Origin of the sequence: Halovivax sp. (assembly GCA_007119345.1) — an archaeon.
GTDB lineage: Archaea > Halobacteriota > Halobacteria > Halobacteriales > Natrialbaceae > Halovivax.
The window spans coordinates 1-25598 of record SKPV01000245.1 but is presented as its reverse complement, the minus strand read 5'-3'; the positions used below and the strand labels follow the sequence as shown (position 1 = coordinate 25598).

General features: G+C 69.0%; 29 protein-coding genes and 2 pseudogenes. 13 read left to right on the top strand and 18 right to left on the bottom strand.

The features are described from left to right. The 3 genes and pseudogenes from QZT59_RS16970 to QZT59_RS16960 all read left to right on the top strand — a co-directional run. Positions 1-163 (top strand): annotated as a pseudogene (locus QZT59_RS16970) (transcription initiation factor IIB 2); the annotation flags it as partial. A gap of 307 nt (positions 164-470) precedes the next feature. Next, positions 471-650, top strand: a complete 180-nt coding sequence (locus QZT59_RS16965) for a hypothetical protein (RefSeq protein ID WP_290819006.1) — start codon at positions 471-473, stop codon at positions 648-650. Between the two features lie 302 nt (positions 651-952). Then, on the top strand, positions 953-1192 hold the full coding sequence (locus QZT59_RS16960) for a UPF0058 family protein (RefSeq protein ID WP_290819004.1): 240 nt from the start codon (positions 953-955) through the stop codon (positions 1190-1192). Between the two features lie 156 nt (positions 1193-1348). On the opposite strand, the gene QZT59_RS16955 is transcribed toward QZT59_RS16960, so the two are convergent. Next, positions 1349-1846 carry a DUF555 domain-containing protein gene (locus tag QZT59_RS16955; RefSeq protein WP_290819002.1) on the bottom strand — a complete coding sequence of 166 codons (498 nt, stop codon included), beginning with the start codon at positions 1844-1846 and terminating at the stop codon, positions 1349-1351. Between the two features lie 127 nt (positions 1847-1973). On the opposite strand from QZT59_RS16955, the gene QZT59_RS16950 reads away from it, so the two are divergent. Next, positions 1974-2864, top strand: a complete 891-nt coding sequence (locus tag QZT59_RS16950) for a DNA-3-methyladenine glycosylase 2 (protein WP_290819000.1) — start codon at positions 1974-1976, stop codon at positions 2862-2864. A gap of 197 nt (positions 2865-3061) precedes the next feature. Here QZT59_RS16950 and QZT59_RS16945 read toward each other — a convergent pair whose 3' ends face one another. From QZT59_RS16945 to QZT59_RS16925, 4 genes are all read right to left on the bottom strand, one after another. After that, the gene (locus QZT59_RS16945) at positions 3062-3802 is read right to left on the bottom strand and encodes an HAD family hydrolase (RefSeq protein WP_290818998.1); all 741 of its coding nucleotides are present in this window, start codon (positions 3800-3802) and stop codon (positions 3062-3064) included. Positions 3803-4466: 664 nt separating this feature from the next. Continuing rightward, positions 4467-4715 (bottom strand): hypothetical protein, encoded by a 249-nt coding sequence (locus QZT59_RS16935; protein ID WP_290818996.1) that lies wholly within the window; start codon positions 4713-4715, stop codon positions 4467-4469. Then, positions 4715-5710, bottom strand: coding sequence for an mRNA cleavage and polyadenylation specificity factor-like protein (locus QZT59_RS16930; protein WP_290818994.1), 996 nt, complete (start codon positions 5708-5710; stop codon positions 4715-4717). Before QZT59_RS16930 ends, QZT59_RS16935 begins: the two co-directional genes overlap by 1 nt. 52 nt (positions 5711-5762) lie before the next feature. Then, positions 5763-6020: a hypothetical protein gene (locus QZT59_RS16925; RefSeq protein WP_290818992.1), complete on the bottom strand. Its 258-nt coding sequence runs from the start codon at positions 6018-6020 to the stop codon at positions 5763-5765. Positions 6021-6146: 126 nt separating this feature from the next. Here QZT59_RS16925 and QZT59_RS16920 point away from each other — a divergent pair, with 126 nt between their 5' ends. After that, on the top strand, positions 6147-6425 hold the full coding sequence (locus tag QZT59_RS16920; protein ID WP_290818990.1) for an acylphosphatase: 279 nt from the start codon (positions 6147-6149) through the stop codon (positions 6423-6425). A 39-nt stretch (positions 6426-6464) separates the two neighbouring features. Here QZT59_RS16920 and QZT59_RS16915 read toward each other — a convergent pair whose 3' ends face one another. Together QZT59_RS16915 and QZT59_RS16910 are read right to left on the bottom strand one after the other, a co-directional pair. Beyond that, positions 6465-7430, bottom strand: a complete 966-nt coding sequence (locus QZT59_RS16915; RefSeq protein ID WP_290818988.1) for an NADPH:quinone reductase — start codon at positions 7428-7430, stop codon at positions 6465-6467. A 338-nt stretch (positions 7431-7768) separates the two neighbouring features. After that, a pseudogene (locus QZT59_RS16910) lies at positions 7769-8260 on the bottom strand (hypothetical protein); the annotation flags it as partial. A gap of 148 nt (positions 8261-8408) precedes the next feature. On the opposite strand from QZT59_RS16910, the gene QZT59_RS16905 reads away from it, so the two are divergent. The 3 genes from QZT59_RS16905 (at position 8409) to QZT59_RS16895 (ending at position 11620) form a co-directional block, all read left to right on the top strand. Then, the gene (locus tag QZT59_RS16905; RefSeq protein WP_290818984.1) at positions 8409-9866 is read left to right on the top strand and encodes an NAD(P)H-hydrate dehydratase; all 1458 of its coding nucleotides are present in this window, start codon (positions 8409-8411) and stop codon (positions 9864-9866) included. After that, on the top strand, positions 9859-10413 hold the full coding sequence (gene moaC / locus QZT59_RS16900; RefSeq protein ID WP_290818982.1) for a cyclic pyranopterin monophosphate synthase MoaC: 555 nt from the start codon (positions 9859-9861) through the stop codon (positions 10411-10413). The genes QZT59_RS16905 and moaC overlap by 8 nt, the downstream gene beginning before the upstream one ends. A 76-nt stretch (positions 10414-10489) precedes the next feature. Beyond that, on the top strand, positions 10490-11620 hold the full coding sequence (locus QZT59_RS16895) for an ArsR family transcriptional regulator (RefSeq protein WP_290818980.1): 1131 nt from the start codon (positions 10490-10492) through the stop codon (positions 11618-11620). 19 nt (positions 11621-11639) lie between these two features. Here QZT59_RS16895 and QZT59_RS16890 read toward each other — a convergent pair whose 3' ends face one another. The 7 genes from QZT59_RS16890 to QZT59_RS16860 form a co-directional block, all read right to left on the bottom strand. Next, positions 11640-12416, bottom strand: a complete 777-nt coding sequence (locus tag QZT59_RS16890) for an archaeal proteasome endopeptidase complex subunit alpha (RefSeq protein ID WP_290818978.1) — start codon at positions 12414-12416, stop codon at positions 11640-11642. A gap of 1 nt (position 12417) precedes the next feature. Beyond that, on the bottom strand, positions 12418-13134 hold the full coding sequence (locus tag QZT59_RS16885; protein ID WP_290818976.1) for a proteasome subunit alpha: 717 nt from the start codon (positions 13132-13134) through the stop codon (positions 12418-12420). Positions 13135-13354: 220 nt separating this feature from the next. Next, the gene (locus QZT59_RS16880) at positions 13355-14098 is read right to left on the bottom strand and encodes a beta-ketoacyl-ACP reductase (protein WP_290818974.1); all 744 of its coding nucleotides are present in this window, start codon (positions 14096-14098) and stop codon (positions 13355-13357) included. A 385-nt stretch (positions 14099-14483) separates the two neighbouring features. Next, positions 14484-16088: a class III poly(R)-hydroxyalkanoic acid synthase subunit PhaC gene (phaC, locus tag QZT59_RS16875; RefSeq protein WP_290818972.1), complete on the bottom strand. Its 1605-nt coding sequence runs from the start codon at positions 16086-16088 to the stop codon at positions 14484-14486. Positions 16089-16090: 2 nt separating this feature from the next. Further along, positions 16091-16636 carry a poly(R)-hydroxyalkanoic acid synthase subunit PhaE gene (locus QZT59_RS16870; protein ID WP_290818970.1) on the bottom strand — a complete coding sequence of 182 codons (546 nt, stop codon included), beginning with the start codon at positions 16634-16636 and terminating at the stop codon, positions 16091-16093. A 38-nt stretch (positions 16637-16674) separates the two neighbouring features. Further along, positions 16675-17160, bottom strand: coding sequence for a hypothetical protein (locus QZT59_RS16865; RefSeq protein ID WP_290818969.1), 486 nt, complete (start codon positions 17158-17160; stop codon positions 16675-16677). Positions 17161-17188: 28 nt separating this feature from the next. Continuing rightward, the gene (locus QZT59_RS16860; RefSeq protein WP_290818967.1) at positions 17189-17500 is read right to left on the bottom strand and encodes an AbrB/MazE/SpoVT family DNA-binding domain-containing protein; all 312 of its coding nucleotides are present in this window, start codon (positions 17498-17500) and stop codon (positions 17189-17191) included. A 576-nt stretch (positions 17501-18076) separates the two neighbouring features. Between QZT59_RS16860 and QZT59_RS16855 the strand changes: the two genes are divergently transcribed. The 4 genes from QZT59_RS16855 (at position 18077) to cdd (ending at position 22250) form a co-directional block, all read left to right on the top strand. Further along, positions 18077-18712: a MaoC family dehydratase gene (locus QZT59_RS16855; protein ID WP_290818965.1), complete on the top strand. Its 636-nt coding sequence runs from the start codon at positions 18077-18079 to the stop codon at positions 18710-18712. A 62-nt stretch (positions 18713-18774) separates the two neighbouring features. Continuing rightward, the gene (locus QZT59_RS16850; RefSeq protein ID WP_290818964.1) at positions 18775-20178 is read left to right on the top strand and encodes a phosphomannomutase; all 1404 of its coding nucleotides are present in this window, start codon (positions 18775-18777) and stop codon (positions 20176-20178) included. Between the two features lie 275 nt (positions 20179-20453). Continuing rightward, positions 20454-21605 (top strand): CaiB/BaiF CoA-transferase family protein, encoded by a 1152-nt coding sequence (locus QZT59_RS16845; RefSeq protein ID WP_290818962.1) that lies wholly within the window; start codon positions 20454-20456, stop codon positions 21603-21605. 252 nt (positions 21606-21857) lie between these two features. Continuing rightward, complete coding sequence (gene cdd / locus QZT59_RS16840) at positions 21858-22250, top strand: cytidine deaminase (RefSeq protein WP_290818960.1); 393 nt, start codon at positions 21858-21860, stop codon at positions 22248-22250. A 24-nt stretch (positions 22251-22274) separates the two neighbouring features. On the opposite strand, the gene QZT59_RS16835 is transcribed toward cdd, so the two are convergent. After that, positions 22275-22703 carry a DUF488 family protein gene (locus QZT59_RS16835; protein ID WP_394348671.1) on the bottom strand — a complete coding sequence of 143 codons (429 nt, stop codon included), beginning with the start codon at positions 22701-22703 and terminating at the stop codon, positions 22275-22277. Positions 22704-22760: 57 nt separating this feature from the next. Between QZT59_RS16835 and QZT59_RS16830 the strand changes: the two genes are divergently transcribed. Next, the gene (locus tag QZT59_RS16830) at positions 22761-23600 is read left to right on the top strand and encodes a nucleoside phosphorylase (protein ID WP_290818956.1); all 840 of its coding nucleotides are present in this window, start codon (positions 22761-22763) and stop codon (positions 23598-23600) included. Positions 23601-23625: 25 nt separating this feature from the next. Here the strand turns inward: QZT59_RS16830 and QZT59_RS16825 are convergent, their stop codons facing one another. The 3 genes from QZT59_RS16825 to QZT59_RS19255 all read right to left on the bottom strand — a co-directional run. Next, a complete protein-coding gene (locus QZT59_RS16825) occupies positions 23626-24393 on the bottom strand; it encodes a mechanosensitive ion channel domain-containing protein (RefSeq protein WP_290818954.1) in 768 nt (255 codons plus the stop codon). A gap of 1 nt (position 24394) precedes the next feature. Continuing rightward, complete coding sequence (gene dacZ / locus QZT59_RS16820; RefSeq protein ID WP_290818952.1) at positions 24395-25222, bottom strand: diadenylate cyclase DacZ; 828 nt, start codon at positions 25220-25222, stop codon at positions 24395-24397. A 277-nt stretch (positions 25223-25499) separates the two neighbouring features. After that, on the bottom strand, positions 25500-25598 hold a 99-nt coding region (locus tag QZT59_RS19255), incomplete at its 5' end, for a PGF-CTERM sorting domain-containing protein (RefSeq protein WP_394348672.1).

The window sequence follows — 25598 nt, the reverse complement described above, 5'->3', positions numbered from 1 at the left end:
GCCGGTCGGGCTGGCGGCGGCCGCCGTCTACGCCGCCGCGTTGCTGACCAACGAGAAGGTGACCCAGAACGAGGTCAGCGAGGTCGCCAACATCTCGGAGGTCACCATCCGCAACCGGTACAAGGAGCTGCTCGAGTCGGCCGACGCCGCTACCCCGGCCTGACCGAGGCGACCGATTCCGATCTGATCGAGACGACCGATTCCGATCTGATCGAGACGACCGATTCCGATCTGATCGAGACGACCGATTCCGATCTAATCGAGACGACCGATTCCGATCTAATCGAGACGACCGATTCCGATCTGACCGAGGCGACCGATTCCGATCTAATCGAGACGACCGAAGCGGCCGGTATCGCCCGTCCCGGTCGTTGGTGCGGTAGGAGCGAGTGGTCCGCCCGATTCCGGTGATTCGTCCGGTTCGAGATGCGTCGCCAACCTTTTTGAGTGTCGGTGTGCAACCCGGTGTCATGGATGAAGCGACCGTCCGACTCTTGTGCCCGGAGTGCACCAAAGACTGGCAGCTCACGCCGGCCGACCTTCCGTCCGCCGCCGACCTCTTTCACTGCCCCAACTGTCACGCGTCCCGCCGCACGGCCGAATTCACCCGGACGGATCGCGACCTCCGGACGCTGAAAACGCTGGGTTGACGCGATTCTCGACTCGTCGTGACGATGGGAACCGATCGTTTCGAGCGTGCGCGCTCGCCGGCCGACCGTCGCCGCTCGACGGTCGACCGCGGATCGACGGTATCCCTTCGCCGGGCCGAGGTGAACGAACTATTACCCGAAACACGTCGTCATTTCCCTCGCCGTCGTCGTGCGCTTTCCGCTCGACGGTCCGGAGGAGCGATCCGTCAGGCGTTCGTATCGGTCCGAATCGCGATATAAGGACCATGGTAACGAGCCTCAAGATAATAATATAACCCTGCGGTGGGTAGACTGAGTTGGTTATGAAGAAGCAGGAACTCATTCACCTTCACGGGCTTCTCGCAGAGGTATCGAACCAGTGTGGTGTCTGGACCGACTGTCCGGTAGACCTCGAGGAGTACGAGTCCCTCGGTATCCGACCGACATCGATCCACAAATCGAAAACCGATCACAAGGCGGCTGTTTTTGCGCTCGCGGGCGGAATCACGGACCACATGCACGAGGACGCGGAGACGGAAGCCGTCCCCGCGACCGCCGACTGAAACGGATCTCTCGCGGTGCTGTAGCGCTCTCTAGCGACTGGTCTTCCCCACTCCCGATCCGGACGCTCGATCCGGACTCCCGATCCGGACGCTCGAAGTGGATACCCGTCCGAACCCGTAGCAAGACTCCTCTGTCAGCCGTTTCCGACCCCTGGATTACTCCAGGAGGTCCTCGAACTCGGGTAACACGCCCTCGTCGTCCTCGTGGGATCCGTCCTCGTCGCTGGTCGCTTCGTCCGATTCCCCTTCGTTGCTGGTCGCTTCGTCGGTCTCGTCCGTCGACGCGTCGCTCGCCTCCGACTCGTCGTCATCGTCCTCGTCTTCCAGGACCTCGACCTCGAGCACCTCGAGCGGGATGTTCTCGAGGCGCTGGCCGATCTCCTTGCGGGCGATCCGCGAGGCGTGTTCCTCGCGCTCGACGTTGAAGACGGTCATCTCGAGCTCGAGCGCGACGAGGGCCTCGTCGGCGGCGATGAACGCCGGCGGCAGTTCCTCGCCGGACGGCGACGTCCGCTCGCCCATGCTGATCTCGACGTAGCTCAGGTCAGGGTTCAACATCTCGCCCGTCTTGGAGATCGCGATCCGAATCGCCTCCTCCGGCGTTTCCACGTCGAATACCGGCACGGCAGCTTCGACGACGACCCTGCAGTTCATAGGTAGGTATTGGGTCGCATACAGTAAGAAGGTTCGCCTCACGGGAGAAGATCCGCTCGACGGGCGGATTCGGCGTCGTGTCCCGGGGTCGAAAGGGCCAAGCGCGGCGAGGTGCTTTCCTCGGTCGATGGAGACGGGCGCGATTCCGATCGACGAGCTCGCCGGCGGCCTCGATCCGTACCTGACCCTCGAGAGCGGCCAGAGCTATCGCTGGCGGCGCAGCGACGGGGAGATGTACGGCGGCGAGCGGAACCCCGACGCCTGGTACGAGACGGTCGTCGACGGCGAGGTGATCCGGACGCGGGCGCGCGACGGCGTCCTCGAGTGGGAGTCGACGACGGACGCCGACACCCTCCTCGGGCGGCTCCTTCGGCTCGATGACGACCTCGAGGCGATCGCCGCCGACGCCCCGGCCGACGCCCTGATCCGGGACGCGTACGAGGCCCACCGGGGGATGCGCCTGGTCGAGGATCCGCCGTTCGCCACCCTGATCGCGTTCATCTGCTCGGCCCAGATGCGGGTGCGGCGGATCCACCGGATGGTCGACGCCCTCGCCCGCGAGTACGGGACGGCGGTCGAGTTCGACGGCCGAACCTCCCACGACTTTCCCACCCCGGACCGTCTGGCCGGCGCGACGGAGGCCGATCTCCGGGACCTGGGACTCGGCTACCGGGCGCCGTACGTTCTGGAGACGGCGCGGATGGTCGCCGACGGCGAGGCCCACCCGGCCGACGCCCGCGAACTCGACTACGAGCCGGCCCGGGAGTACCTGACCCGCTTCGTCGGCGTCGGGGACAAGGTCGCCGACTGCGTCCTGCTGTTCTCGCTGGGGTTCGACGAGGCCGTCCCCCTCGACACCTGGATCCGGAAAGCCATCGCCGAGTACTACCCCGAGTGCGATCGCGGCTCCTACGCCGCGACCTCCCGCGCCATCCGGGAGCGCTTCGGCGGCGCGTACGCGGGTTACCACCAGACGTACGTGTTCCACTTCATGCGAACTGGTATATCTGACGTCTGAGGGTCGCTGAAACGACGTTTCCGATAGTTCCGGCGCTTCGACTCTCCGGTGCGCTTCTCCGGTTGCATCCGCTCCTGGCGATGACCACGAGACCCCCTTCGCGGGTGCGCCGGGCGAGGCTACCGACAGCTTCGAATCACCGGGGCGAGCGGAGTTCTCGTTCGTCAGAACGGCGCGTACCGGCGTGGGGGACGCCGCTAGAACCGCCGGTCGGCCTCTCGAGTTTCCCACGGGGGGTCGAGAAGTCCGCGTAGGGAATCGAGTCGGTAATCCGGCGTCGTAAGATCGGACGCTGGCTGCTCCGCCGAATCGGTATCCCCGGGTGAAGAATCTAACGAGGACTCGTGGGGTATCCAGACGGATTGGAGACCGGACCGATTCGCTCCGAGGACATCGGAGGCGATCGAGTTTCCAACGTAGACCGACTCGGATCGAGTCGAATCCAGGTCTTCTAATGCCCGTACGAAGGGTTCGGGGTTCGGTTTTGGCTCGGTATCCCATCCGGCAAGGATGATCGTCTCGAACGCGTCTCGAACACCGAGGGAATCGATTTTAACCGATTGCGTGTCTGGCCCTCCGTTGGTGACGAGACCCAGGCGATACCGCGTACCGAGCTCCGACAGCACGCGCTCCATTCCAGCGACTCCTTGCATCGCCGTATAATCCGTGAGTGCTTCGTACGCGTCAGCGACCCTGAGTCCGATTGTCTCGGGTCGGTCGTTCCGCCTCGCGAGCTTCTTGAAGCACGTCTCGCGCCGGCGGATGTCGCTCTCAGTCCCTCCGACTTCGTGGACCTCGCGCCTGTACTCATCGTACGAAAAGAACGGCTCGACACCCGCTCGCTGGAACGCTTCGCTGAGGCGCTCCGAGCCAGATTTCGGATACTCGCACAGCGTTTCGTCCAGGTCAAAAAGGATTGTCGTCACGGCGGGACTCATGCTCGCATCCTCCGATCATCGTTTTTAAAATTCTTGCTAGTTCGCCCAGAGGAGAACGTCGCTCGGATTGACCGGTCTCCCGACTGATGTTGGAGAGCGAACGGTCCGCACGGGGGTCCGATCAAACTCGTTCCTCGAACGTTCACCATCCGTGGTACGGTCGTGCACCCGTCGTCACCCGAACCCTTCGACAACGCGCTGTAGACCTTCTCGCCGCGCGTGAATCCCCTCCCCGCCTCCACTCCAAACCGACCGCTCGTGGGGGAACGCCCGCTACCCGCGTACGGACGCGGCGACAGCGGGAGCTGGGTCACCGTGGCACTCGTTCGCGGCGGCGAGATTCGTCTGGAACCTCGGCGGGTTGATCGAGGCCGCCGGGATGAGTTAGCTGATCGTGGGCTACGACCCGGACCGGGTCGCCGACGAGGCGGGACCGGCGGACCTCGTCGGGACGAACGCGCTGTCCGTCGCCGCGCTCGCGTTCGGTGGAGCGGCGTTGCTGTACGCGGAGCCGGTCGGCGACGCCTCGCGGGTTGCGGATCGCCTTCGTCGTGGGGACCCTCGCGCCGGCGGCCCGGATGCATCGTGGCGCCAGGCAGTACGAGAACGAACCCGCGGGCTGATCGAAACTGGGTCGCGCGATCCGTCGGGCGCACGCCCCGGCTCATTCCCGGTAATCCTCGCGACCCGCGATCGCCCAGTAGGCCTGCGAGACGATCGTGATCACGAAGAGCAGGGCCAGCACCGCGGTGACGACCAGTCCGGCGGTCCGCCCGAGCAGGTACCAGGCCCCGGCGGCCGCGACGGCGACGAAGAGGACGCTACCGGCGAGGAGTTCGAGCAGCTCCCGGATCGTGGCGCGGCGGCTCGACAGGTCGACGTACTCGTCTTCGAGGAGTTCGAGCAGTCCCATCAGCGGAAGTCGGCGAGGGCGGTTTGATCGCGCTTCAGCGGCCGCGCCGCGTAGCCGTACTCGGTCGCGAGGACGTCGGCGAACGCCTCGTCGAAGCCGTGGTGGGTGTAGACGACGTCGGGGTCGACCGTCAGTACCGTCTCGATCAGCTCCCCGAAGTCGCAGTGGTCGGTCAGCGGGAAGGTGACGTCGTACCCGCCGCGGTACAGGAACGAGTCCTCGACCGCCCAGCCGGAGAAGCCGGCTTTCAGCGCACCCGTCCGCTCGACGACCCGCTCCACCCGGTCGCTGCGGGCCCGATTGGACGGGACGACGACGAGTTCGTCCGTCAGGTCCTCGAGCTCCGCGGGGTCGTACACCCGGCCGGGAAACGAGAGGTCCGTCGCGGACTCGATGGCCCGGTTGACGTCCCGCACGGACTCGGAGACGAGGACCGGCCGGTCCGGCGCGGCCTCGCGGGCCAGCCACTGGAGCTTCTGGGCGCGCCCGAGGGAGTAGCCGAACAGGAGCAGCGGTCGGTCGTCGTTGTCGCGGATCCAGTCGCGGATCTCCGCGTCGAGCTCCGCCTGCGCCGGGAATCGGTATCGCGGGTGCCCGTAGGTGGTCTCCATCACCAGCACGTCCGCGTCGACGCCCGTCGGGTCGAACCCCTCGAGGAACGCCCGGTCCCGGGTCGAGAAGTCGCCCGTGTAACAGTAGCGGGCGCCGTCGGCGTCCTCGATGACCGCGGCACGCGAGCCGACGACGTGGCCCGCGGGCACGAGCTCGATCCCGCGCGCCGACTCGACGTGCTCGAACGCGACCCCCGTCCGCGCCGTCGCGATGGTGGCCGTCTCCGCCGAGCAGACGACCGTCCCCGGGCTCGTCCGGAACGTGTGGTCGGCGTGGGCGTGGCTGACGACGTTGACGTCGCCGGCCGCGCTCCTGGCGTCGGCGACGATCCGCCGGTCGAGGTCGAAGTGGATGCCGTCGCGGTGGATGACGGAGCTGCGCACTGGATCCGCGTAGGAGGCCGACCGCCGAGGGTTTGTCGGTCGCGCGGTCCGATCAGAGACGCTTCTCGTACTCGTGCCGATCGAGGTCGAACCGCCCGTCGCGCTCGGTGGCGACGCGCTCGAACCCGCGGGACTCGTAGAAGCCGACCGCGACGATCCGCTCCGGCGCGAACCGGGAGTCGACGAGGTCCGTCACGGTGTCCGGTCCGAGGAACTCGTCGCAGGTCGCGTGCCAGGCCCTCCGCGCGGCCCGCTGGATGGCGTCGGCGTCGGCCGCGGTCGCCTCGCGGATCGTCGGTTCTCGGGCCACGTGCGAACCGTTTCGGGCGATCGTGAAATCGCGTTCGATCCGGAAGCCCTCGCGACCCCGCAGCCGGACCGGCGTCTCGGCCGCGCGCCGTGCGGATTTTTGTGTCGCGCCGTTCAGTCGTCGCACATGGACGATCGAACCCGCGCGCACGTTTTCGTCTCCGGCACGGTACAGGGCGTCTACTACCGCGCGAACACCCGCGACACGGCCACGGAGAAGGGCGTCGACGGCTGGGTGAGGAACCTCCCCGACGGCCGCGTGGAAGCGGTCTTCGAGGGCCCCGAGGACGCCGTCGAGGCGATGGTCGAGTGGTGCCACGATGGAAGTCCGGCCGCGCGGGTCGAGGACGTCGAGGCGGAGTTCGAGGAGCCGCAGGGTGAGGAGGGCTTCGAGATCCGGTACTGAGGGTGTTCGACGGCCGTCCACGCTCCGCTCGGGTCCGGGCTACGGTTCGATCACCAGCTTGCCGAAGAAACTGTCCTCCATCACGGCACGCTGGGCTTTCGCCGCCTCCTCGAGGTCGTACGACCGCGCGATCTCGACGTCCAGCCGACCGGTGCCCATCAGGTGCGCGACGCCGCCCAGCTGCTCCCGGAGGTCGGGCGCGTTGAACAGGATCATGAAGCGGTAGCTGACGTCCTTCGAGCGGGCGGCGCCGTCGTTCGTGAACCCGGGGTCGGGGCTGTTCTCGCCGATGCCGATCACGCGGGCGTTCTGGGCGGCGACGTCGGCGTCGAACTGGAGGTAGTCGTCGAGGCGGTGGTCGAGGATCACGTCGACGCCGCCGTCGGTGGCCTCGAGGACGGCGTCGGCCAGGTCGTCCCGGTCGTAGTCGAAGACGTGGTCGGCGCCGAGGTCGGCGACCGCGTCGTGGTACTCGGGACGCGCGGTCGTGAGCGTGCGAGCGCTCACCGCGTTCGCGAGCTGCACCGCGGCGTGGCCGACGCCGCCGGAGCCGCCGTGGACGAGACAGTCCTCCGCCGGGTCGAGGCCCGCGTGGTCGATCAGGGCGCGCCAGGCGGTGCAGGCGGCGACGCCGGCCGCGCCGGCCTCGACGAGGTCCGCGTCGTCGGGGAGGTGGACGAGGCGATCCTCCGGGACCGTCGCGTACTCGGCGTAGGCGCCCTGATGGCCGCCGTTGCCGATTCCGGTGCCCATCACGCGGTCGCCGGGCTCGAAGCCCTCGACGGACGCTCCGACGTCGGCGACCGTGCCCGAGACGTCGACGCCGGGAGTGAACGGCAGCCCGACCGGCTCGTACGAGCCGTCGCGGAAGTAGGTGTCGACGGGGTTGACGCCCGCCGCGGCCACCTCGAGGAGGAGTTCGTGGCCCTCCGGCTCGGGTCGGTCGACGTCTTCGACTGTCAGTACCTCCGGTCCGCCGTGTTCTGCGAGGCGTACGGCGCGCATGACGTGCGACACCACGTAACGGGATCACATAAGGGTGCGCGACCGTCGACCCCCGCCGCCGTCCCCGCCGTACGGTCCGCCGCCGTACGCGACGGGTGGCCGCCACCGTACGCGACGGGTGGCCGCCACCGTACGCGACGGGTGGCCGCCACCGTACGCGACGGGTGGCCGCCACCGTACGCGACGGGTGGTCGCCACCGTACGCGTCGGACAGTCTGCTATCGTCTCCATCGGACGGGCCGCCACCGTTTACGTCAGGACGGACCGCCACCGTCGACGTCGGCTGGACTGCCACCGTCTACGTCGGACGGGCCGACTTCCGCGGCGTCCGCGGCGTTTGCATCCTCGAGGTACTCCTCGAGCCACGGCGGCTCCTCGGTGTGGGCCCACGTCGCCCACTCGGCTTTCTCCCCGGCGTAGTAGGCCCGGTAGGCCGAGACGGGATCGCCGGGCCGACGGTACTCCTCGGGCATCGCCTGCGGCCGCGGCGTCGGCTCGTCGGACGGGAAGTCGAACTCGTCGGGATCGATTCGTTCGATCACCGCCCAGCTCGCGTGGTCGTCGTCTTTGTCGTAGCGTTCGACGAACTCGTCGTTGAGCGCCGCGGCGTGCTGGCGAAGTCGAAGCCAGTTCGCCCGCGACTCGGTCGCCCACCGCGTGACGGGGTGGTCGGCGTGGGTCGCCCGGTAGAGGAACGCCTCGTCGCAGCCGCCGCTCCGGGCCGCCGTACACAGCACCTGGGCGGCCTCGAGCAGCATCTTGTTCACGTGCTGGTCGCAGTGGTAGCGGGCGGCCAGCCGGGGGTCCTCGTCGAGCCAGAAGACGTTCACGACGGTAACAGGGCCGGGACCGACGAAAGCGTTCCGTCACGAGGGGGCTGTCCGTCCGGCCGACGCGGTCTCACCGACACTCCCGCCGCGGCCACCGACCCTGGCCGATCCCCGCACGTTTTTCGCTCCCGCGCCCGAATCCGGGCGCATGATCACCGGCGAACGAATGGCCGCGGTCGACGAGAACGCCGCCGCCCTCGGCGTCCCCCGCAAGCAGCTGATGGAGTCGAGCGGCGCCGCCGTCGCCCGCGCCGTCCGCGAGGTGGCCGAACCCGGTTCCGCGGTGGCGATCGTCGCCGGCCGCGGCAACAACGGCGGCGACGCCTTTGTCGCGGCCCGCTTTCTCGACGACGCCGGGGCGGCCGACGGCTACGACGTGACGACGCTGTTGCTCGGCCCCGCCGAGCGCATCGGCACCGACATCGCCCGCGAGAACTGGGCGGCCCTGGTCGACGGCGACCACGACGTCCGCGAGGCGACCGACTCCCGCGCGTTCGACCTCCCCGACTGCGACGTGATCGTCGACGCGATGCTCGGCACCGGCATCACCGGCGAGCTCCGGGAACCGGCGGCGACCGCCGCGCGAGCGATCGACGACGCCGACGCGACGGTCGTCTCGGTGGACGTTCCCTCGGGATTCGACGCGGACGAGGGAACCCACGCCGAAAACGGCGTGAGCGCGGACCGCGTCGTCACCTTCCACGACGAGAAACCGGGGCTCGCCGGGCTGGACGCCGACGTCACGGTCGCCGATATCGGGATTCCGGCCGCCGCGGAGCGATTCGTTGGCCCCGGCGACCTCGGGCTCGCGCGGCCGGCCGCGCGGACGGGACGGGCCTACGTGATCGGCGGCGGCCCCTACACCGGCGCACCCGCCCTCGCCGCCCAGGCCGCCCTCCGGTCGGGGATGGAGCTCTCGTTCGTCGCCGCGCCCGACGCCGTCGCGGGCGAGATCCAGGGCTACGCCGAGGACCTCATCGTCCAGCCCTACGAGGGCGAATACCTGACGACCGACGAGGTGGAGGCCCTCCTCGCGAACGCGGAGGGCTACGACAACGTCGTCGTCTTCGGCCCCGGGCTCGGGAGCGCCGAGGAGAGCTTGGAGGCCGCCCGGCAGTTCCTCGAGGCCTACACCGGCCCCGCGGTCGTCGACGCCGAGGCGCTCGCCGTCGTCCCCGAGGTCGACACCGAGGCCACCCTCGTCTGCACGCCCAATCGCGGCGAACTGGCGACGATGGGCGGCCCCGAGGCCGACGACCTCCGGGAGGCGACCGACGAGATCGCCTCGCTCGCGGCGGACCTCGGCCACGTCCTTCTCGCGAAGGGCGTCGACGACGTGATCTCCGACGGCGAGCGCACCCGGGTGTCGCGGGTCGGCGTTCCGGGGATGGCCGTCGGCGGCACGGGCGATCTGCTGGCCGGGATCACCGCCGGCCTGCTCGAGCACGCCGATCCCTTCGAGGCGGCCTGTGCGGCGGCGTACGCCAACGGCCGCGCGGGCGAGCGCCTCGCCGAGCGGTCGGGCGGCCCGGACGGCCTCGGGATCGCCGCGTCGGACCTGCTGTCCGAGATCCCCGACGTTCTCTGGGGTGAGGGCGATGAGTGAGGACCCCGAGCGCGAGGACGAGATCGACCCGAAGACCCTCGCGGCGGAGGCCGAACGAACCGACTCCGCCCACGAACTCACTCACACCACGGCCGACGGCGACGTCCAGATGGTCGACGTGGGCGCGAAGCCGGACGCGAAGCGACGAGCCGTCGCCGCGGGGCGGATCCGCCTGCAGCCGTCGACCGTCGGCGCCATCCGCGCCGACGAGATCGGCAAGGGCGACGTCCTCGCGACGGCCCGCGTCGGGGCGATCCAGGCCGTCAAGCACACCTGGGAGACGATCCCGATGTGTCACCAGATCCCGATCACGAACGTCGACACGGCGTTCGAACTCGGCGAGGACCGCGTCGAACTCGAGGTGACCGTCGAGACCACCGGCAAGACCGGCTGCGAGATGGAGGCGCTCGAGGGCGTGACGACCGGCCTGAACGTCGTCTGGGACATGGTGAAGGCCGTCGAGAAGGACGAGGAGGGCCAGTACCCGGAGACGCGCATCGAGGACGTGCGAGTGGTCGAGAAGCGCAAGGAATCCTCCGAGGACTGATCAGCTCTCCGAACCGCGGCCTCGTGGTTCCGGAGTCCGAACCTACTTGCCTCGCCGCGGCGAACGTCACCCACCCATGACCGACGCGGCGTCGTCGACCGGAGCCGAGGATGCCGGCCCGGAACCGGCCGCGTCCCCGGGCGACGAACGCGAGGATATCAGCCCGGAACCGGCTACGTCCTCGGCCGACGAACTCGAGGATGCCGGCCCGGAACCGGTTACGTCCTCGGCCGACGAACGCGAGACGACCCCGTCGGAGCCGGCGGACGCTTCGCCGGGTCCGGGCGGCGCCCCGGCCGGTTCGCCGGACCCGTCGCCGGAATCTGCGGTCGTCGCCGAGCCGAGCGACGCCTTCCAGGCGCTCGGCCACGAGGTGCGGATGGAGATCCTGGAGGCGATGCTCGAGCGCGTCGACGGGGAGGGCCAGGATCGCGCCTCGTTCTCCGAACTGTTCGAGGCCTCCTCGCCGGAAACCTCGGCCGGCTTCGCCTACCACCTCGACGAGCTCGTCGGCCCGTACCTCCGGAAGACCGACGACGGCTACGCGTTCACCTACGCCGGCGAGAAGATCGCCCGCGCCGTCGCGGCGGGCGCCTACACGCGGCGGGCGTCCAGCCCGTCGATCGGGATCGACGATCCGTGCCCGTTCTGCGGGGCCGACGGGCTCCGGGCGGCCGCCGCCGACAACGTGGTCTCGATCGGCTGCGGCGACTGCGAACGGACGCTGCTCAGGATGGGCTTCCCGCCGACCGGGTTCGAGGCCCACAGCGACCGGCTGCCGGAGGCGTTCGACCGCCACCACCGACACCGGATCTCGCTCCTGCGCGACGGCGTCTGTCCGGAGTGCGCCGGCGCCGTCGACGGCCGACTCGACGATCCGACCGCCGCCGTCGCCGACGACCTCCCCGAGGAACTCGACGATCACGTCCAGGCCGCGTTCGACTGCCGGGAATGCGGCTACGACCTCTGGTGTCCGGTGACCCTCGCCGTCTTGGAGCACCCGGACGTCGTCGCGTTCTACCGCGACCACGACCGCGAGGTCCGCGACCGCCCGATCTGGAACGTCGGTCGCGAGTGGACCGAGACGGTTCTGACCCGCGAGCCGGCGGCGGTCCGCGTCGCCGTCGAACTGGACGCGGAGATCCTGGAACTGTACGTCGACGGGGCCGCGTCCGTGGTCGGGTCTCGACGGGTCGACGCCGAGTAGCGGGCGTGGAGTCCGTCCGTCAGGACGCCGCCCCGCCCAGCGTCGCGGCGATCTCGTCGGTCGACCGCGGATCGATCGTCGGCCCCGGACCGATCGTCCAGCACTCGAACGCCGCGGGCTCCGGTTCGGTCTCCTCGCCGCTCGTCAGGGCGCCGAGGGCCAGTTCGACGCCGCCGTCGAGCGTCGCCGCGGCCGCGTCTCGCTCGGCCAGTTCCGCCTCGACGTAGCCGCGCAGCCCGGAGGAGCCGTTGCCGATCGCCGTCGCGCGCCACCCGTACGGCGTCCCGCTCGGATCCACCTCGAAGAGGCGGAACCGCTTCTCGACGTCGTTCGCAGACGGTTCTCCGACCCCGCTCGCGGCGGCGTCCGCGCCGGCCACCAGCAGCGCGGCGCCGTACGGTCGCGCGCCGCCGGTCTGGGTGCGCTCCTGGACCTCGTCGGCGAGGGCGGTCGTCAACGATTCGGCGGGCATCGGCTCGTCGTAGCGCAGCCGGTGACGCTGGCTCGCGACGCGGGCCTCCTCGACCAGTCGCCGGGCGTCGGCGGCGTGGCCGGCGGAGGCGACCGCGAGATGGTCGTCGACGCGATGGACCTTCGAGACGCTCTCCGGTTCGAGCAGCGGCGACCCGAGACGCTTGCGCGCCGCGAGGACGACCCCGCCGTCCGTCCGCACGCCGACCGCGGGCGAGCCCCGCTCGACGGCCTCGCGGGCGTACTCGACCTGATAGAGTCGGCCGTCCGGTGAGAATATGGTGTGCCCGCGGTCGTAGGCCTGCTGGCGGGCGCCGCCGTCCATCTCAGGCCACCTCCTCGTCGGTCGCGCCGGCGGCGTCGCCCGCGACCGCCTCGAGCGCTCGCGCGCCGAGCTCGTCGCAGGTCTCGATCGCGGTTCCGTCCTCGGTGATCGTCGCCAGCGTCATCCCGTCGCCGCTGGCCGCGTCCCGCTCGGCCGCTCCCGCGAGGGCCTCCGCGGCGACCGATCGCAGCGCGTCGAGATCCAGACCGGGTTCGTAGGACCGTTCGAGCGCCCCGTACGCGAGTTGCATCCCGCTCCCTCCCGCGGCGTACTCGGTCGCCATCACGCCTCCGGCGGGATCGATCTCGTACACCGCGGGCTCGTCGTCCAGTCCCCCGAGCAGGAGCCACAGGGAGGGGAACCGGCCGGAACGAGTCCGCTCCGCGGCGACGGACGCGAGCGTCCCCGCCGCGGGCGGTCGATCGTGGCGGAGTTCGTACAGCCGCCGCTGGGCGCGGAGGGTCCGGACGAACCCCTGCGCGTCGCCGACGCCGCCGGAGAACGCGACCGCGGCCCCGTCGCCGACCGGCTCGACCTTCCGCATCGACCGGTTCGTCACGAATCGCCCGGCGAGGCTCGCGCGAGCGTCGGCGGCCAGGACGACGCCGTCGGCGCCGGCGAGGCCGACCGTCGTCGTCCCGGTCGTGAGACCGCGGGTGCCCCCCGCCGATTCCTCGCTCGTGCGCGTTCGATCCCTCGGGTTCGGTATCGGATCCATGCACGATCGGTCGGCGCGCCCGCCGTTAACTGTTAGCTAAAATATATTTTAGCGGGGGTCGGGAACCAACGTCCGACGGCTGGTGCGAGATCGTCGAGGGCGTCCTTCGCCGCGACGGTCGCTGCGCACGGTGTGCGACGATCGAGACGGGGCCGCGACCGGTCGCGATACCAGAATCCGAAATTGAACCGGGAGATCGGTACGAGGATCCGAACGGACGTTACAGGTCCATCCCGCCGTTGACGTCGATGATCTCGCCCGTGATGTACGACGATTCCCGCCCCGAGAGGAACGTGACGACGGCGGCGACGTCTTCGACCTCGGCGAGGCGCTCCAGCGGGACGCCGGAGACGATCCGATCGAGCACCTTGTCGGGGACCGTCTCGATCATGTCGGTGCGGGTGTACCCGGGGGCGACGACGTTGGCCGTCGAACCCGAGCGCGCGAGCTCGAGGGCGATCGACCGGGTGAACCCGAACATGCCGCTCTTGGCCGCGGCGTAGTTCGCCTGGCCGAAGTTGCCCTGCTTGCCGACCACGCTCGAGATGTTGATGAGTCGACCCTCGTCGGATTCCCAGATGTCGTCGTAGAAGGTTTGACTGCAGTTGAACATCCCGCCGAGGTTGACGTCGATCACGCGATCCCACTCTGCGCGACTCATCTCGACGAACTGCGTGTCGGCCGTGATTCCCGCGTTGTTCACGAGGACGTCGACCGGTCCGAACGCCTCGTGGCAGACCTCGCGCATCCGCTCGACCTGCTCGCGGTCGGTGACGTCCGCCTCGGCCGTGATCGCGCGCCCCCCGGCGTCCTCGACGGCTTCTACGGCCTCGTGGGCGTCGCCCTCGGAGGTGCGGTAGTTGATGACCACGTTGGCGCCCTCCTCGCCCAGGCGCTCGGCGATCCCGCGGCCGATCCCTCGAGCCGATCCCGTGACGACGCACGTACGCCCGTCCATGGACATGATAAGCGAACGTTACACGGCCGGTGGTAAATAAGGTGCCCAACCGCCGCCCTCGGTGACGGCCGACGGTTATCTGCGAGGTCGCCGATCCGGCGGACCGGACGGCGATCGACGGCGCCGGTGCGTCGGCGAACCGGACGCATATCCACCCGTTACTGACGGGTAGGGGACGGGTGCGGACGACCGTCGAGGAAACGGTGCGGGCGTGTCGTCGGAGAGCCCGTCGCCAGGGGCCGACCCGGGCGTGTCGTCGGAGAGCCCGTCGCCTAGGGAACGGATCGGGCGTGTCGCCGGAGAAGCGGTGCGGGCGCGTCGTCGAGAAAACGTTTCGAGAAACGCCCGGGGGACCGAGGGCGTTCGTCGTCGCGCATCGAGCCGACGGTCGCTATCGATCGGCGACCTGTTCGATCCAGTCTTCGATCCGGCTCTCGGCGATGCCGGTCCGCTCGGCGAGCGCTTCGGCGTCGGCGGCCGCGAGCTGGTCGAAGCGTCGGATGCCGGCCTCGTGAAGGTCCTCGGCGTAGGCCCGGCCGACCCCGCTCAGGTCCGTGAGGTCGTCCTCGTCGTCGCCGAGGTCTTCCTCGACGAGCTCGTCGGCGACGTCCTCGTCGACGGTCAGTTCGCCCGGTTCGGCCGGCTCTTCCTGGACGTCGTCGTCGGACCGCTCGACGATCTCCGACTCGGACGGATCGTCGCCCAGACTGTCCGTCGCGGCGTCGAGTTCGGCGTCGGACTCCGCGGCCTCGCCGGCCGTCTCGTCGTCGCCGATCGACCCGGAGTCGACCTCGACCGCCGATCCACCGTCGGTGAGGTCCTCGGCGCCGGTCTCGTCGGCGACGGCATCCTCCGCGAGGGCTGCGTCGGCCTCGGCCGGTTCCGGCTCCTCGGGCTCGGCCGACACCTCGCCGTTGGAACGCTGTTCGAACCACTCGGAGACGTCGGGCCAGAGTTCGGCGTGGCTCCGCGAGGAGACGGACATCCCGATGTGGCCGGTGGCGAACTCCATCACCGTGGTGTCCTCGCTCGCGACCTTCTCGTTGAACGGCTTCGAGGCCGCCGGCGGGATGAGGTGGTCGTACTCGGCGACGATGTTGAGGACGGGCATGTCGATGTTCTCGAGGTCGACGTGCGTGCCGTCGAGGTAGAGCTCGTTCTCGTAGAGCTTGTTCCCCTGGTAGATGTCGCGGATGAACTGCTCGTAGGTCTTGCCGGCGACGTCGATGCCGTCCGAGAGCCACGCTTCCATGCGCGCGAAGTTCTCGACGAAGTCCTCGTCCTCCACGTTGTCGTAGAATCGGACGTACTTCGTCACGTTGTTCGCCACGGGATCCATCAGGGCGAAGCCGACGTCGAGAAAGCCGGCCGGGACGTTGTCGAACGTCTCGGTGACCGTCTCGGGGTCGTAGAACTCGTCGCCGCCCCAGAGCTCGAGGACGCCGCCCGTGTCGTCGAAACAGAGGCCGGCGGCCATCAGTCCGAGGTTCCGGACCTTCTCGGGGAACAGCGAGGCGTACATGACCGACATCGTGCCGCCCATGCAGTAGCCGAGGATGTTGATGGAGTCCTGGCCGGAGCGCTCCCGGACGACGTCGACGCAGTTGTCGATGTACCGCGAGACGTAGTCGTCGAGCGTGAGCGACCGGTCGAGCTCGGACGGCTCGTTCCAGTCGATCATGTAGACGTCGAAGCCCTCCTCGAGCAGCGTCTTGATCACCGATCGATCCGGCTGCAGGTCCAGAATGTACGGCTTGTTGATCAGCGCGTACGTGACCAGGATCGGGACGTCGTGTTGTTCGTCGGTTCGGGGCTCGTAGTGGAGGAGCTCGAGTTTGTTCTCCTCGTAGACGACCTCGCTGGGCGTCTGGCCCACCTCGACCTCGTTCAGCGTCTCCGCTCGGTCCGGCGCGACGCCCGACTTCTCGGCGAACTCGGCGGCCCCCTCCCACGTCCGACGCTGCACGTCCAGCGCGAGCGCGAAGGGATTTTTCATGATCATTCTTCCTCGAGGTGTTCGAGGACGCGCTCGAGCTTCGTCTCGACGGCGTGCTGGCGTCGCTCGAGTTCGACGAGGCGGTCGCCGACCTCGACGACGTCCGAGTGGGTCGGCATGCTCAGGGTGTGGAGCGTCTCTTCTGCGGCCTCGTCGGCTCGTTGCTGGAGCTCTAACACGTCGCCGACGGTCTCGCCCGTGAGCCGGGCGAAGGCCGTCGTCGACATGACCTCCTTGAACGCCTCGTTGGCCGTGTTCAGCCAGATGTCGCGGAACTCCTCGAACTCGACGTCCTCGCCCTCGGCGACGTCGTTCAGCCGCTCGACCATCTGGTTCGAGGCCGTCATCCAGGCCTCGTAGGCGCGGGCGTAGCCCTCGACGCCGTCGGCGATCTCGTCCTCGCCGGTGGCTTCCTCGACCGCCTCGGACCAGCTCTCGACGAACTGGGCCTGCGCTTCCATGTTCTGTTCGACCGCGTCCATGAACTGTTCGTTCCACTGCTCGACGAACGCGTTCCAGTTCTGGCTCTCCGTTGGGGTATCTGACATGATCAAAAATTGGGTGCGATTACGGGAAAACCTGTCGCTCAGGCCGAGATGTCGATCTCTTCGGCGCTCTCTTCGACGCGGGCGGCGAACTCGTCGACGTTGCGTTCGACCTGCTCGTGAGCGTCGAGGTAGGCGTCGAACGAGGAGTCGACGACCTCGGCGTAGTTGGCGGCGAACTCGTCGAAGGCGGCGCCGGATTCCTCGATGGACTCGGCGAGCGCCTCCAGCGACTGGTGCTGGACCTCGGTGGCGGCGTCGAACTGTTCGTCGACGAACGTCCGAAGCTCGGCGAAGTCGACCGAATCTTCGGGGGCGTTGGCCTCCATCGCGTCGAAGGTGGCGTGGATCGCGTTGCGGGCGAGGGTCACGTTGCCCTCGACCATCGACTCCGACGCCTCGACGGCGTCGACGGCGGCCTCGAACGAGGCCCGCTGGGCTTCGATCGCGTCGTGGGTGAGCGACTGGCTCTGCTGGATAGCGGTGCGCTGTGCGTCGAACATCTGGGTGATGGGGTTCTGTGTCATGGGTGTGTGTTGGGTGTCGGGTGTTCGCTTAGCTGTCGTCTCGATCCCGCTTGACGGGGACGACGATGGTCTGGACGATGTCGCCCTCCTCGATGTCGAGGGCCTCCCGCTCGGCGTCGGGAATGCTGATCCGGCCGCCGCTCTGGACGCGGGCCTTGAAGGTCGCCGTGCCCAGACTCATCGGTCCCACGCCCGAATCGAACGCGTTCGCGGGGGACGCCTGCATCATCCGCTTCAGCATCTCCTGCTGGGACTCGGCGACTTGTTCCCCGGCTTCCTGCATCTGCTTCGTGAACATCGCGGGCGGGAACCAGGGTGACTGGCCGGATTCGTCCGTCATCACTACCTGGTATGTGGGCACCACAGATAAGCGTTTCCGTTCTATACCATCTGATACCATTCAATGGTATGGTAGTCATAGGGCGGGGTTCGACGGTTTCGAACGGTCCCCCCTTCGTACGGCTTGCCGTCGAGTACGATGCGGACGAACGGCTCTCCGCAGTCGGTCGCCGTCCGCACAGTCGGTCGCCGTCCCCAAACCGAGCCGGATCCCGATCGGTGGTAGACCTGTGACTGATCGACGCGACTCGAGAACTGGACTACGTGCCCTGGGAAATAATTTTGCCTTCGTGGGCGTAGTTTCGGGCGGAGCGTCCGAAATCCGAACCGGGGAGCGTCCGAAATCCGAACCACCGAAGCCTCCGTGGGAGGTTCCGGGCGGAGTACGGCGGACGTAGACGGGTTCCGGAACGTAGACGGGTTCCGTCGAGTTTCGAGCGCCCGCGCGAGCGCTCGACGTTTCCGTTCGGAAACAGTGTTTCGGAAGCACAACCTTCCATTACCATCGTTTCGTCGAGGAAACGTTTCGTTTCACGAGCCGAAGAACTGATAACCGCGACCTCCCAAGGCCAACTACATGACGCAGCAACCCGCCGGGGGGACCAATCTCAGGACCGTGACGAACGCGTGGGCGTCGATGGCCAGCAGTTTCCTGCACGGTGCGACCGCCGCCAACCGGGCGGCCGTCTCCGCGATGTTCGCTCCCGTCGACGCCGCCTCGTGCGAGGAGGAGGCCCGGGCTCCGGCGATCCCGTCGCTCGAGTACTCCCGCGGCGACTGGGAGTTCGACCGCAGCGGCGACGACGCAGCCGACCTCGAGGTCGGTGACGCCGTCACGTTCGAGAAGACGATCACGGACGAAGACGTCCGCCTGTTCGCCAGCGTGAGCGGCGACACGAACCGGCTGCACCTGGACGAGGAGTTCGCCAGCGGGACGCGGTTCGGCGGGCGGATCGCCCACGGGACGCTCGTCTCGGGACTCATCAGCGCGGCCCTCGCCCGACTGCCGGGCGTGACCGTCTACCTCTCACAGGACCTCCAGTTCCGGGCGCCGGTCGCCATCGGCGATCGCGTCTCCGCCCGCGTCGAGATCGTCGAAGACCTCGGCGACGGCCAGTTCCGCCTCGAGACGGTTATTCGCGACGAGGACGACGACGCCATCGTCGTCGACGGCGAGGCCGTCGTGCTCGTCGATCGAATGCCCGACGCGTAACGATCGTCGCCACTGGCCGGGGGTCCAGTGGGCCTAAGTAGTTGCTCGCGGAAGCGCCACCCATGACGCTGTTCGGCACGGCGGGCATCCGCGGGCCCGTCGGCGACCGGGTGACGCCGTCGCTCGCGCTGGCGGTCGGACAGGCCGCCGGCGAGCCCGGCGCTTCGTTCGTCGTCGGCATCGACGGTCGAGAGACGAGTCAGGCCCTCGCCGCGGCGGCGACGGCGGGCCTCGCGAGCGCCGGGGCGAACGTCCGCCGGGTCGGGCGGGTACCGACCCCCGCGCTGGCCCACGCCTCGCGGGGTCGGCGCGGGCTCATGATCACGGCGAGTCACAATCCGCCGACCGATAACGGCATCAAACTGTTCGTCGACGGGGTCGAGTACGACCGCGCCGCCGAGCGAGCGGTCGAGGCCGGCGTCGAAGAACCCGCGCTCGCCGACTGGGATCGGTGGGGCGTCGTCGACCGGGAGACCGTCCTCTCGCGGTACCGTCGGGCGGTCGAGACGTACGTTCGCGAGGCGTTCCGCGACGCCCCGCGGGACGCGGGGAGCGACCGAACGCCGGACCCCGACCGTCCGCTCGCGGGGCTCTCGATCGCGGTCGACTGCGGCACGGGCGTCGGCGGCCTCGCGACGCCGCAGGTGCTCGACCGACTCGGAGCGGACGTCGTCGCGCTCAACGCGAACGTCGACGGCCACTTCCCGGCGCGCGAGAGCAAGCCGACGCCGGAGACGCTCACCGACCTGTCGCGCTTTCTCGAGACCGGATCGTACGATCTCGGGCTGGCCCAGGACGGGGACGCCGACCGGCTCGTCGCGCTCGGCCCGAACGGCGAGCCGGTCCACGAGGACACCGTCCTGGCGGTGGTCGCAGAGCGCTACGTCCGAACCGCGACCGTCGACGACCCCGTCGTGGTGACGACGCCCAACGCGTCCGCGCGGATCGACGAGCGCGTCCGCGCGGCCGGCGGCCGCGTCGAGCGGGTTCGCCTGGGGGCGCTCCACGAAGGGATGTCGCGCGTGCGAAACGGGGCGGGTCAGGAGACGGCGGTGGTCTTCGCGGCCGAACCGTGGAAGCACGTCCACCCCGCGTTCGGCGGCTGGATCGACGGCGTCGCGAGCGCGGCGGTCGTCGCCGCGCTCGTCGCCCGGGCCGGCGACGTCGAGACGCTGCGCGAGCCCGTCACCGAACGACCGTACCGCAAGGTGAGCGTCCCCTGCCCCGACGACGCGAAGGTGGGGTCGATGGATCACCTCGAGACCGCGCTCCCCGATCGCTTCGACGACGTGTCGGTCGATACCGATTACGGGATCCGCCTCGAGTTCCCCGACGCCTCGTGGCTCCTCGTCCGCCCGAGCGGGACGGAGCCGTACGTCAGGCTGTACGCCGAGAGCGACGACGTCGAGGCGCTCGTTTCGGAGGCTCGCGGCGAGATCGAAGCGGCCGTCGACGCGGCGTCCTGACCGCCCCCTCGAGCGTTGCCGTGCGCCCGACCGTGAGTCGCCGGAACCCGTGAGCCGTCGGAACCCGCGAGTCGTCGGAACCCGTGAGTCGTCGAACCCAGTGAGTCGTCGGAACCCGTGCGTCGTCGAACCCAGTGAGTCGTCGGAACCCGCGAGTCGTCGAACCCAGTGAGTCGTCGGAACCCGTGAGTCGTCGAACCCAGTGAGTCGTCGGAACGGCCGTTCGTCCGACGTCGGCGCGCGGATTCAAGTGCGCCGCGAGCGTCGCCGTGGACATGCGCCTCGACGACGTGCGCGTCATCGACCTCACCCGCCTCTTGCCGGGACCGTACGCGACGCGGCTGCTCGCCGACCTCGGCGCGGACGTGATCCGGGTCGAACCGCCGGACACCGTCGATTACGCTCGATTTCTGCCGCCGACGACCGACGACGGCCACGGCGCCCTGTTCGCCGCGCTGAACCGCGGCAAACGGAGCGTCGCCCTCGACCTCACCGACGACGACGGCCGCGCGGCGTTCGATCGCTTGCTGGACGACGCCGACGTGCTGATCGAGGGATTTCGTCCCGGCGTCGTCGACCGCCTCGGCGTGGATCCCGAGACCGTCCGCGCCGAGCACCCGTCGCTCGTCTACTGTTCGCTCAGCGCGTACGGCCAGGACGGGCCTTACCGGGACCGTGCCGGCCACGACCTCAACTACGTCGGTCTCGCCGGGTTGCTCGAGATGACCCGGCGCGACGCGGACGAGGCGCCCAGGATTCCCGGCTACCCCGTCGCCGACGTCGCGAGCGGCGCGATGGCGGCGTTCGCGATCGTCTCCGGACTCTGCTCCCGCGAGCTCGGGGACGGTACCGGAACGTTCGTCGACCTCTCGATGCTCGAGACCCTGCTCTCCTTCTCGCTGCCCGTGACCGCACCCGCCGCCGCCGGAGCCGATCCTCGTCCGGGCGCGACGCCGCTCACCGGCGGACTTCCGTGGTACGACGTCTACGAGGCGGCGGACGGTCGGTACGTGACGTTCGCCGCGCTGGAGCCGCGCTTCTGGCGGGCGTTCTGCGACGCGGTCGATCGGCCGGACCTTCGGGACGCCCACGCCGCGGTGGGGACGGTCGACGAGGCGGAGCGAGCGGCACTGGGCGAGGAGCTGGCGGCGATCTTCGCGAGTCGAACCCGCGAGGAGTGGGTCGCGCTCGGGGATCCCGAGGTGCCCGTCGAGCCGGTGCTCACTCCCGCCGAAGCGCTCGACCACCCGCAGGTGAGCGCGCGCGACGCGCTCGTCGGGGCGGGGTGGCCGGATTCGGCCGTCGGCGCGAACGGCCGCGACTCCGCGGCGGCGGACGACGTTCCCGGCCACGGCGAGCACACCGTCGAGGTTCTCGACGCGGTCGGTCTCGATCCGGCCGAGATCGATACGCTCGTCGAGGACTGAGCGCTCCGCGAGGTATCCGACTTCGACGCGACTCGATGGGCATCCGAGCCTACCGTCGATACGCTACGATGGGGGCCCGACCCTGACCTCGATGCGGGTCGATGGGGATCCGAGCCCGATCTCGTCGCGCTACGATGGGGATCCGATCGGACGTCGATGGGCTTCGATGAGCATCGGACTCCGACCTCGACGAGACTCGATGGGGGGCGCTTTTCCGACGGCTACTTGCCCCTTCTCGTCGAACCGCGGCCCATGGACGACCTCATCGAGGCGGCCCGCGAGATCCAGTCCGCCGCGCACGTCCCGTACTCCGGGTACCGCGTCGGCGCCGCGCTCGAGGTCGCCGACGGCTCGGTCTACGTCGGCTGCAACCTCGAGAACGCGAACTACAGCAACAGCCTCCACGCGGAGGAGGTGGCGATCTCGAAGGCCGTGACGGCGGGCCAGCGCGACTTCGTCCGGATCGCCGTGAGCTCGAACCGACGGGACGGCGTGACTCCCTGCGGGATGTGCCGCCAGACCCTGGCCGAATTCTGCGACGACGATCTCGTCGTCGTCTGCGACGAGGGGGACGGAGAACCACCGACGGAGTACACGCTCGGCGAGCTGTTGCCGAGGCCGATCGACCGGGAGATGCTGGAGTGACGGGTCGAGCGCCCGTCGGCCCGGTCAGCCCCCGTCGGTGAGCGCTCGCGCGAGTATCGTCCGGTGGCACCGCTTTTTCGCCGTGTTCTCGTAGCAGACGAGCGCCAGCGTCTCGCCGTCGGCGAGGCGCGCCGAGAGCGCGTCGGCGGCCCCGCGAGCGGCCGCCGATTCCGCGAGGTACGTTCGGTACCGGTCGCCGAAGTCGACCCGCTCCCAGGCGGCGTTGTGGGCCTCCTCGTCGCAGATTCCCCGACGCTTCAGGTCCTCCTTCGCGCGTTTGGTCTCCTCGAGGAGTCCCGTCGGCGGGCCGAGCGCCGGCACGTTCTCGTCGACGACCCCGTGGAACCAGGCCGTCGGCGTACGCACGACGCCGACGCGCGTCGCGTCCTCGGGCAGGTCGGCCAGGCCGTGCTGGAGCGCGGCCACGTACGTGTCGTGGAGCGTTCCGCCCATCACCGTCCCTTTGGCCGGGGCAGGTATATACCACTGGCCCGAGAACCGTCCCGCCTAATGACCGGTGACCGAGACGAACCACGGGCGAACAGCGAGGATCCGAACGCCGACGTCCAGTACCACCTCGAGGTCGGCCCCGGCGACGTCGCCGACGCCGTCCTCCTCCCGGGGAACCCGGAACGGGTCGACAAGGTCGTCGACTGCTGGGACGAGGGCGAGGAGGTGGCTCACCACCGCGAGTACCGGACCGCCACCGGCACCTACGAGGGGACGCCGCTGTCGGTCACCTCGACGGGGATCGGGAGCCCGTCCGCGGCGATCGCCGTGGAGGAACTCGCGCGCGTGGGTGCGAACACCTTCATCCGCGTCGGCTCGTGCGGGGCGATCGATCCGGCGGTCTCCGTGGGCGACCTGATCATCACGACCGGGGGCGTCCGCCAGGAGGGGACCAGCGACGAGTACGTCCGCGAGGAGTATCCCGCCGTGGCGGATTACGAGGTCGTCTCGGCGCTCGTGGCGGCCGCGGAGCGACTCGGCTACGACTATCACACGGGTCTCACGGCGAGCACGGATTCGTTCTACGCCGGCCAGGGTCGGCCCGGCTTCGAAGGCTTCGAGGCCGCCGGTGCGGACGAACTGGTCGACACCCTCGCCGCGGCCAACGTGGTCAACTTCGAGATGGAAGCGAGCGCGATCCTCACGCTCGCGAACGTCTACGGCCTCCGCGCCGGGGCCGTCTGTACCGTCTACGCGGATCGCCACGGCGGCGAGTTCGCGGTGACCGGCGAGTCCAGGGCGGCCGAAACCGCCTCGCTGGCCGCGCACCTGCTCGCCCGAATGGACGAGGCGAAACGCGACGCCGGCGTCGACCGCTGGCACGCCGGGTTGTCGATCTGATCGACTCCTCGACCGGCCCGACCGGTCAGTCCCGGATCTTCACGATCCCTTCGTCGAACACCTGCCGGTTCGGGATCACGTACTCCTCGGAGTCGCTCTCGATGGTGGTGACGAAGAGGTCGACCTCCTGGACGATCCCCGACCGGTCGCCGATGCGGACCCGGTCGCCGATCCCGTACGGCTGGTTCAACAGCAGGTAGATGCCGACCGCGCTCGAGACGAGAAAGTCCTTGAACGCGAACGTGCCGACGATGACGAGGCCGGCGGCGTAGACCGTGAGCAGGATCATCAGCGCCAGGACCTGGACGCCGACCTGGGCGAGCGCGATGAGGATGACGACGTACAGCAGCGAGTACTTGACGACCTTCGGGATCAGCGACGCCTCAGGCAGCTTGACGCTGCGGAGGTACTCGCTGACGACGAGCTCGGCCTTGTCGGCGACGATAAATCCGACGACGAGGACGAGGATCGCGATGAACACCTGCGGGAGAAAGAGCGTGACGTCGGCCCAGAACTGATCGGTGTCGAGCAGCTGGGCGATGTGGATCGCGGTGAGCGCGGCGATGCCGTAGACGAACCACGAGCTGAGACGGGCGACGATCTGCACCGTCGACGTCCCCAGGCTCTGGGCGCTGCGCTCGAACGGCGTCCCCTCCACCGCGTCGGGGACGCCCGCGGCGGTCAGCAGCTCCTTGTTCAGCTTGCCCACCAGGTAGCCGATGACGATCCCCAGCGCGAGCACCGCGGTCGCGATGACGGCCGGCTCCTCGACCAGCGCCTGCCACTCGACCATCTCAGTACTCCTCCGGGTCGACCTCCAGGATCAGTTCGCCGGCCTTGAACGCGCGCACGAGGCCGTCGCTCTCGGAGAGGACGACCGCGATCGCGTTCGTGTCCCGGGTGATCGCCCCGGCGGCCATGTGACGCGCGCCGAGCCCCTTCGGGATGTCGACGCCCTCCGCGGAGGGCTCGAGGTAGCGGTACGCGGAGACGATCTTCCCCGAGTCCGAGATGACGAACGCGCCGTCCAGCCGCGAGAACTCCTTCAGCATCACGGTGACGATCGGGTCGCCGACGTGAACGTGGGACTTCTCGAACGGGTTGTACGACAGCGGCCGGGACTTGTTCATCACCTTCCCCGCGTCGCCGACGACGAACAGCGCGCCGACGGGTTTACCCTTCTGGCCTTTCTTCCCGAGATTGATCGCCACCTCGAGCACCGCCTTGATCACGTCCGGGTCCGCGCGCGCCTTCGAGAACAGGCTGTAGATGCCGAGCTGATCGTCCGCGTCGGCTCGCACCCGCGACACCGAGTCGATGCTGTCCCCGAAGACGCTGGTCGCGCAGGCCAGGACGTCGCCGTCTTCGATCAGCCCCTGCTCCAGCGCGCCCTCGAGGCCGAACCGCACCCGCTCTGTCACGTCGTCGAAGTCGATCGGCAGCTCGACGAACGCGTCGGCGCCGACGGTGTTCTCCGTGCCGACGACGACGACGTCCAGACCGTCCTCCCCGTCCGCTCCGAGGTCCTCGAACCGTTCGTGGTAGGACCCGCTCGGCGAGAAGAGGACGACCGCGTCGACGTTCGCGTAGATGTCTCCGAACACGTCGTCTAACCCGGCCATTGATAGTCTAACAAGCTGGTCCCGTTTGAATAAACGTTTGGGAGCGTGTCTGACGCTTGTCTTTCGATTTCCGGCGTCGCCGTGGTACGTCGAAACCGACCGCTCCATCCGGTCGACGGTCGACTCGGTGGTGCTGTCGACATCGTGATCGACGCTCGCGCGTTCGGGGCGCGTCGAAACGAGCGCGACGACCATCGCGGCCGCTATCGATCGTGACTTCCAAAAAATGGAACCGCGAACGGGTCGGAGGTCGCCCTCCGATGGTTCGACTACTCAGTTAGTCCTGCCGGCGCAGGGCCAGCATGGCGGCGCTGAGCAGCGCGACGAGGGCGACGGCGACGCCGAAGCCGGGCTGGCCATCGTCGTCATCGTCGTC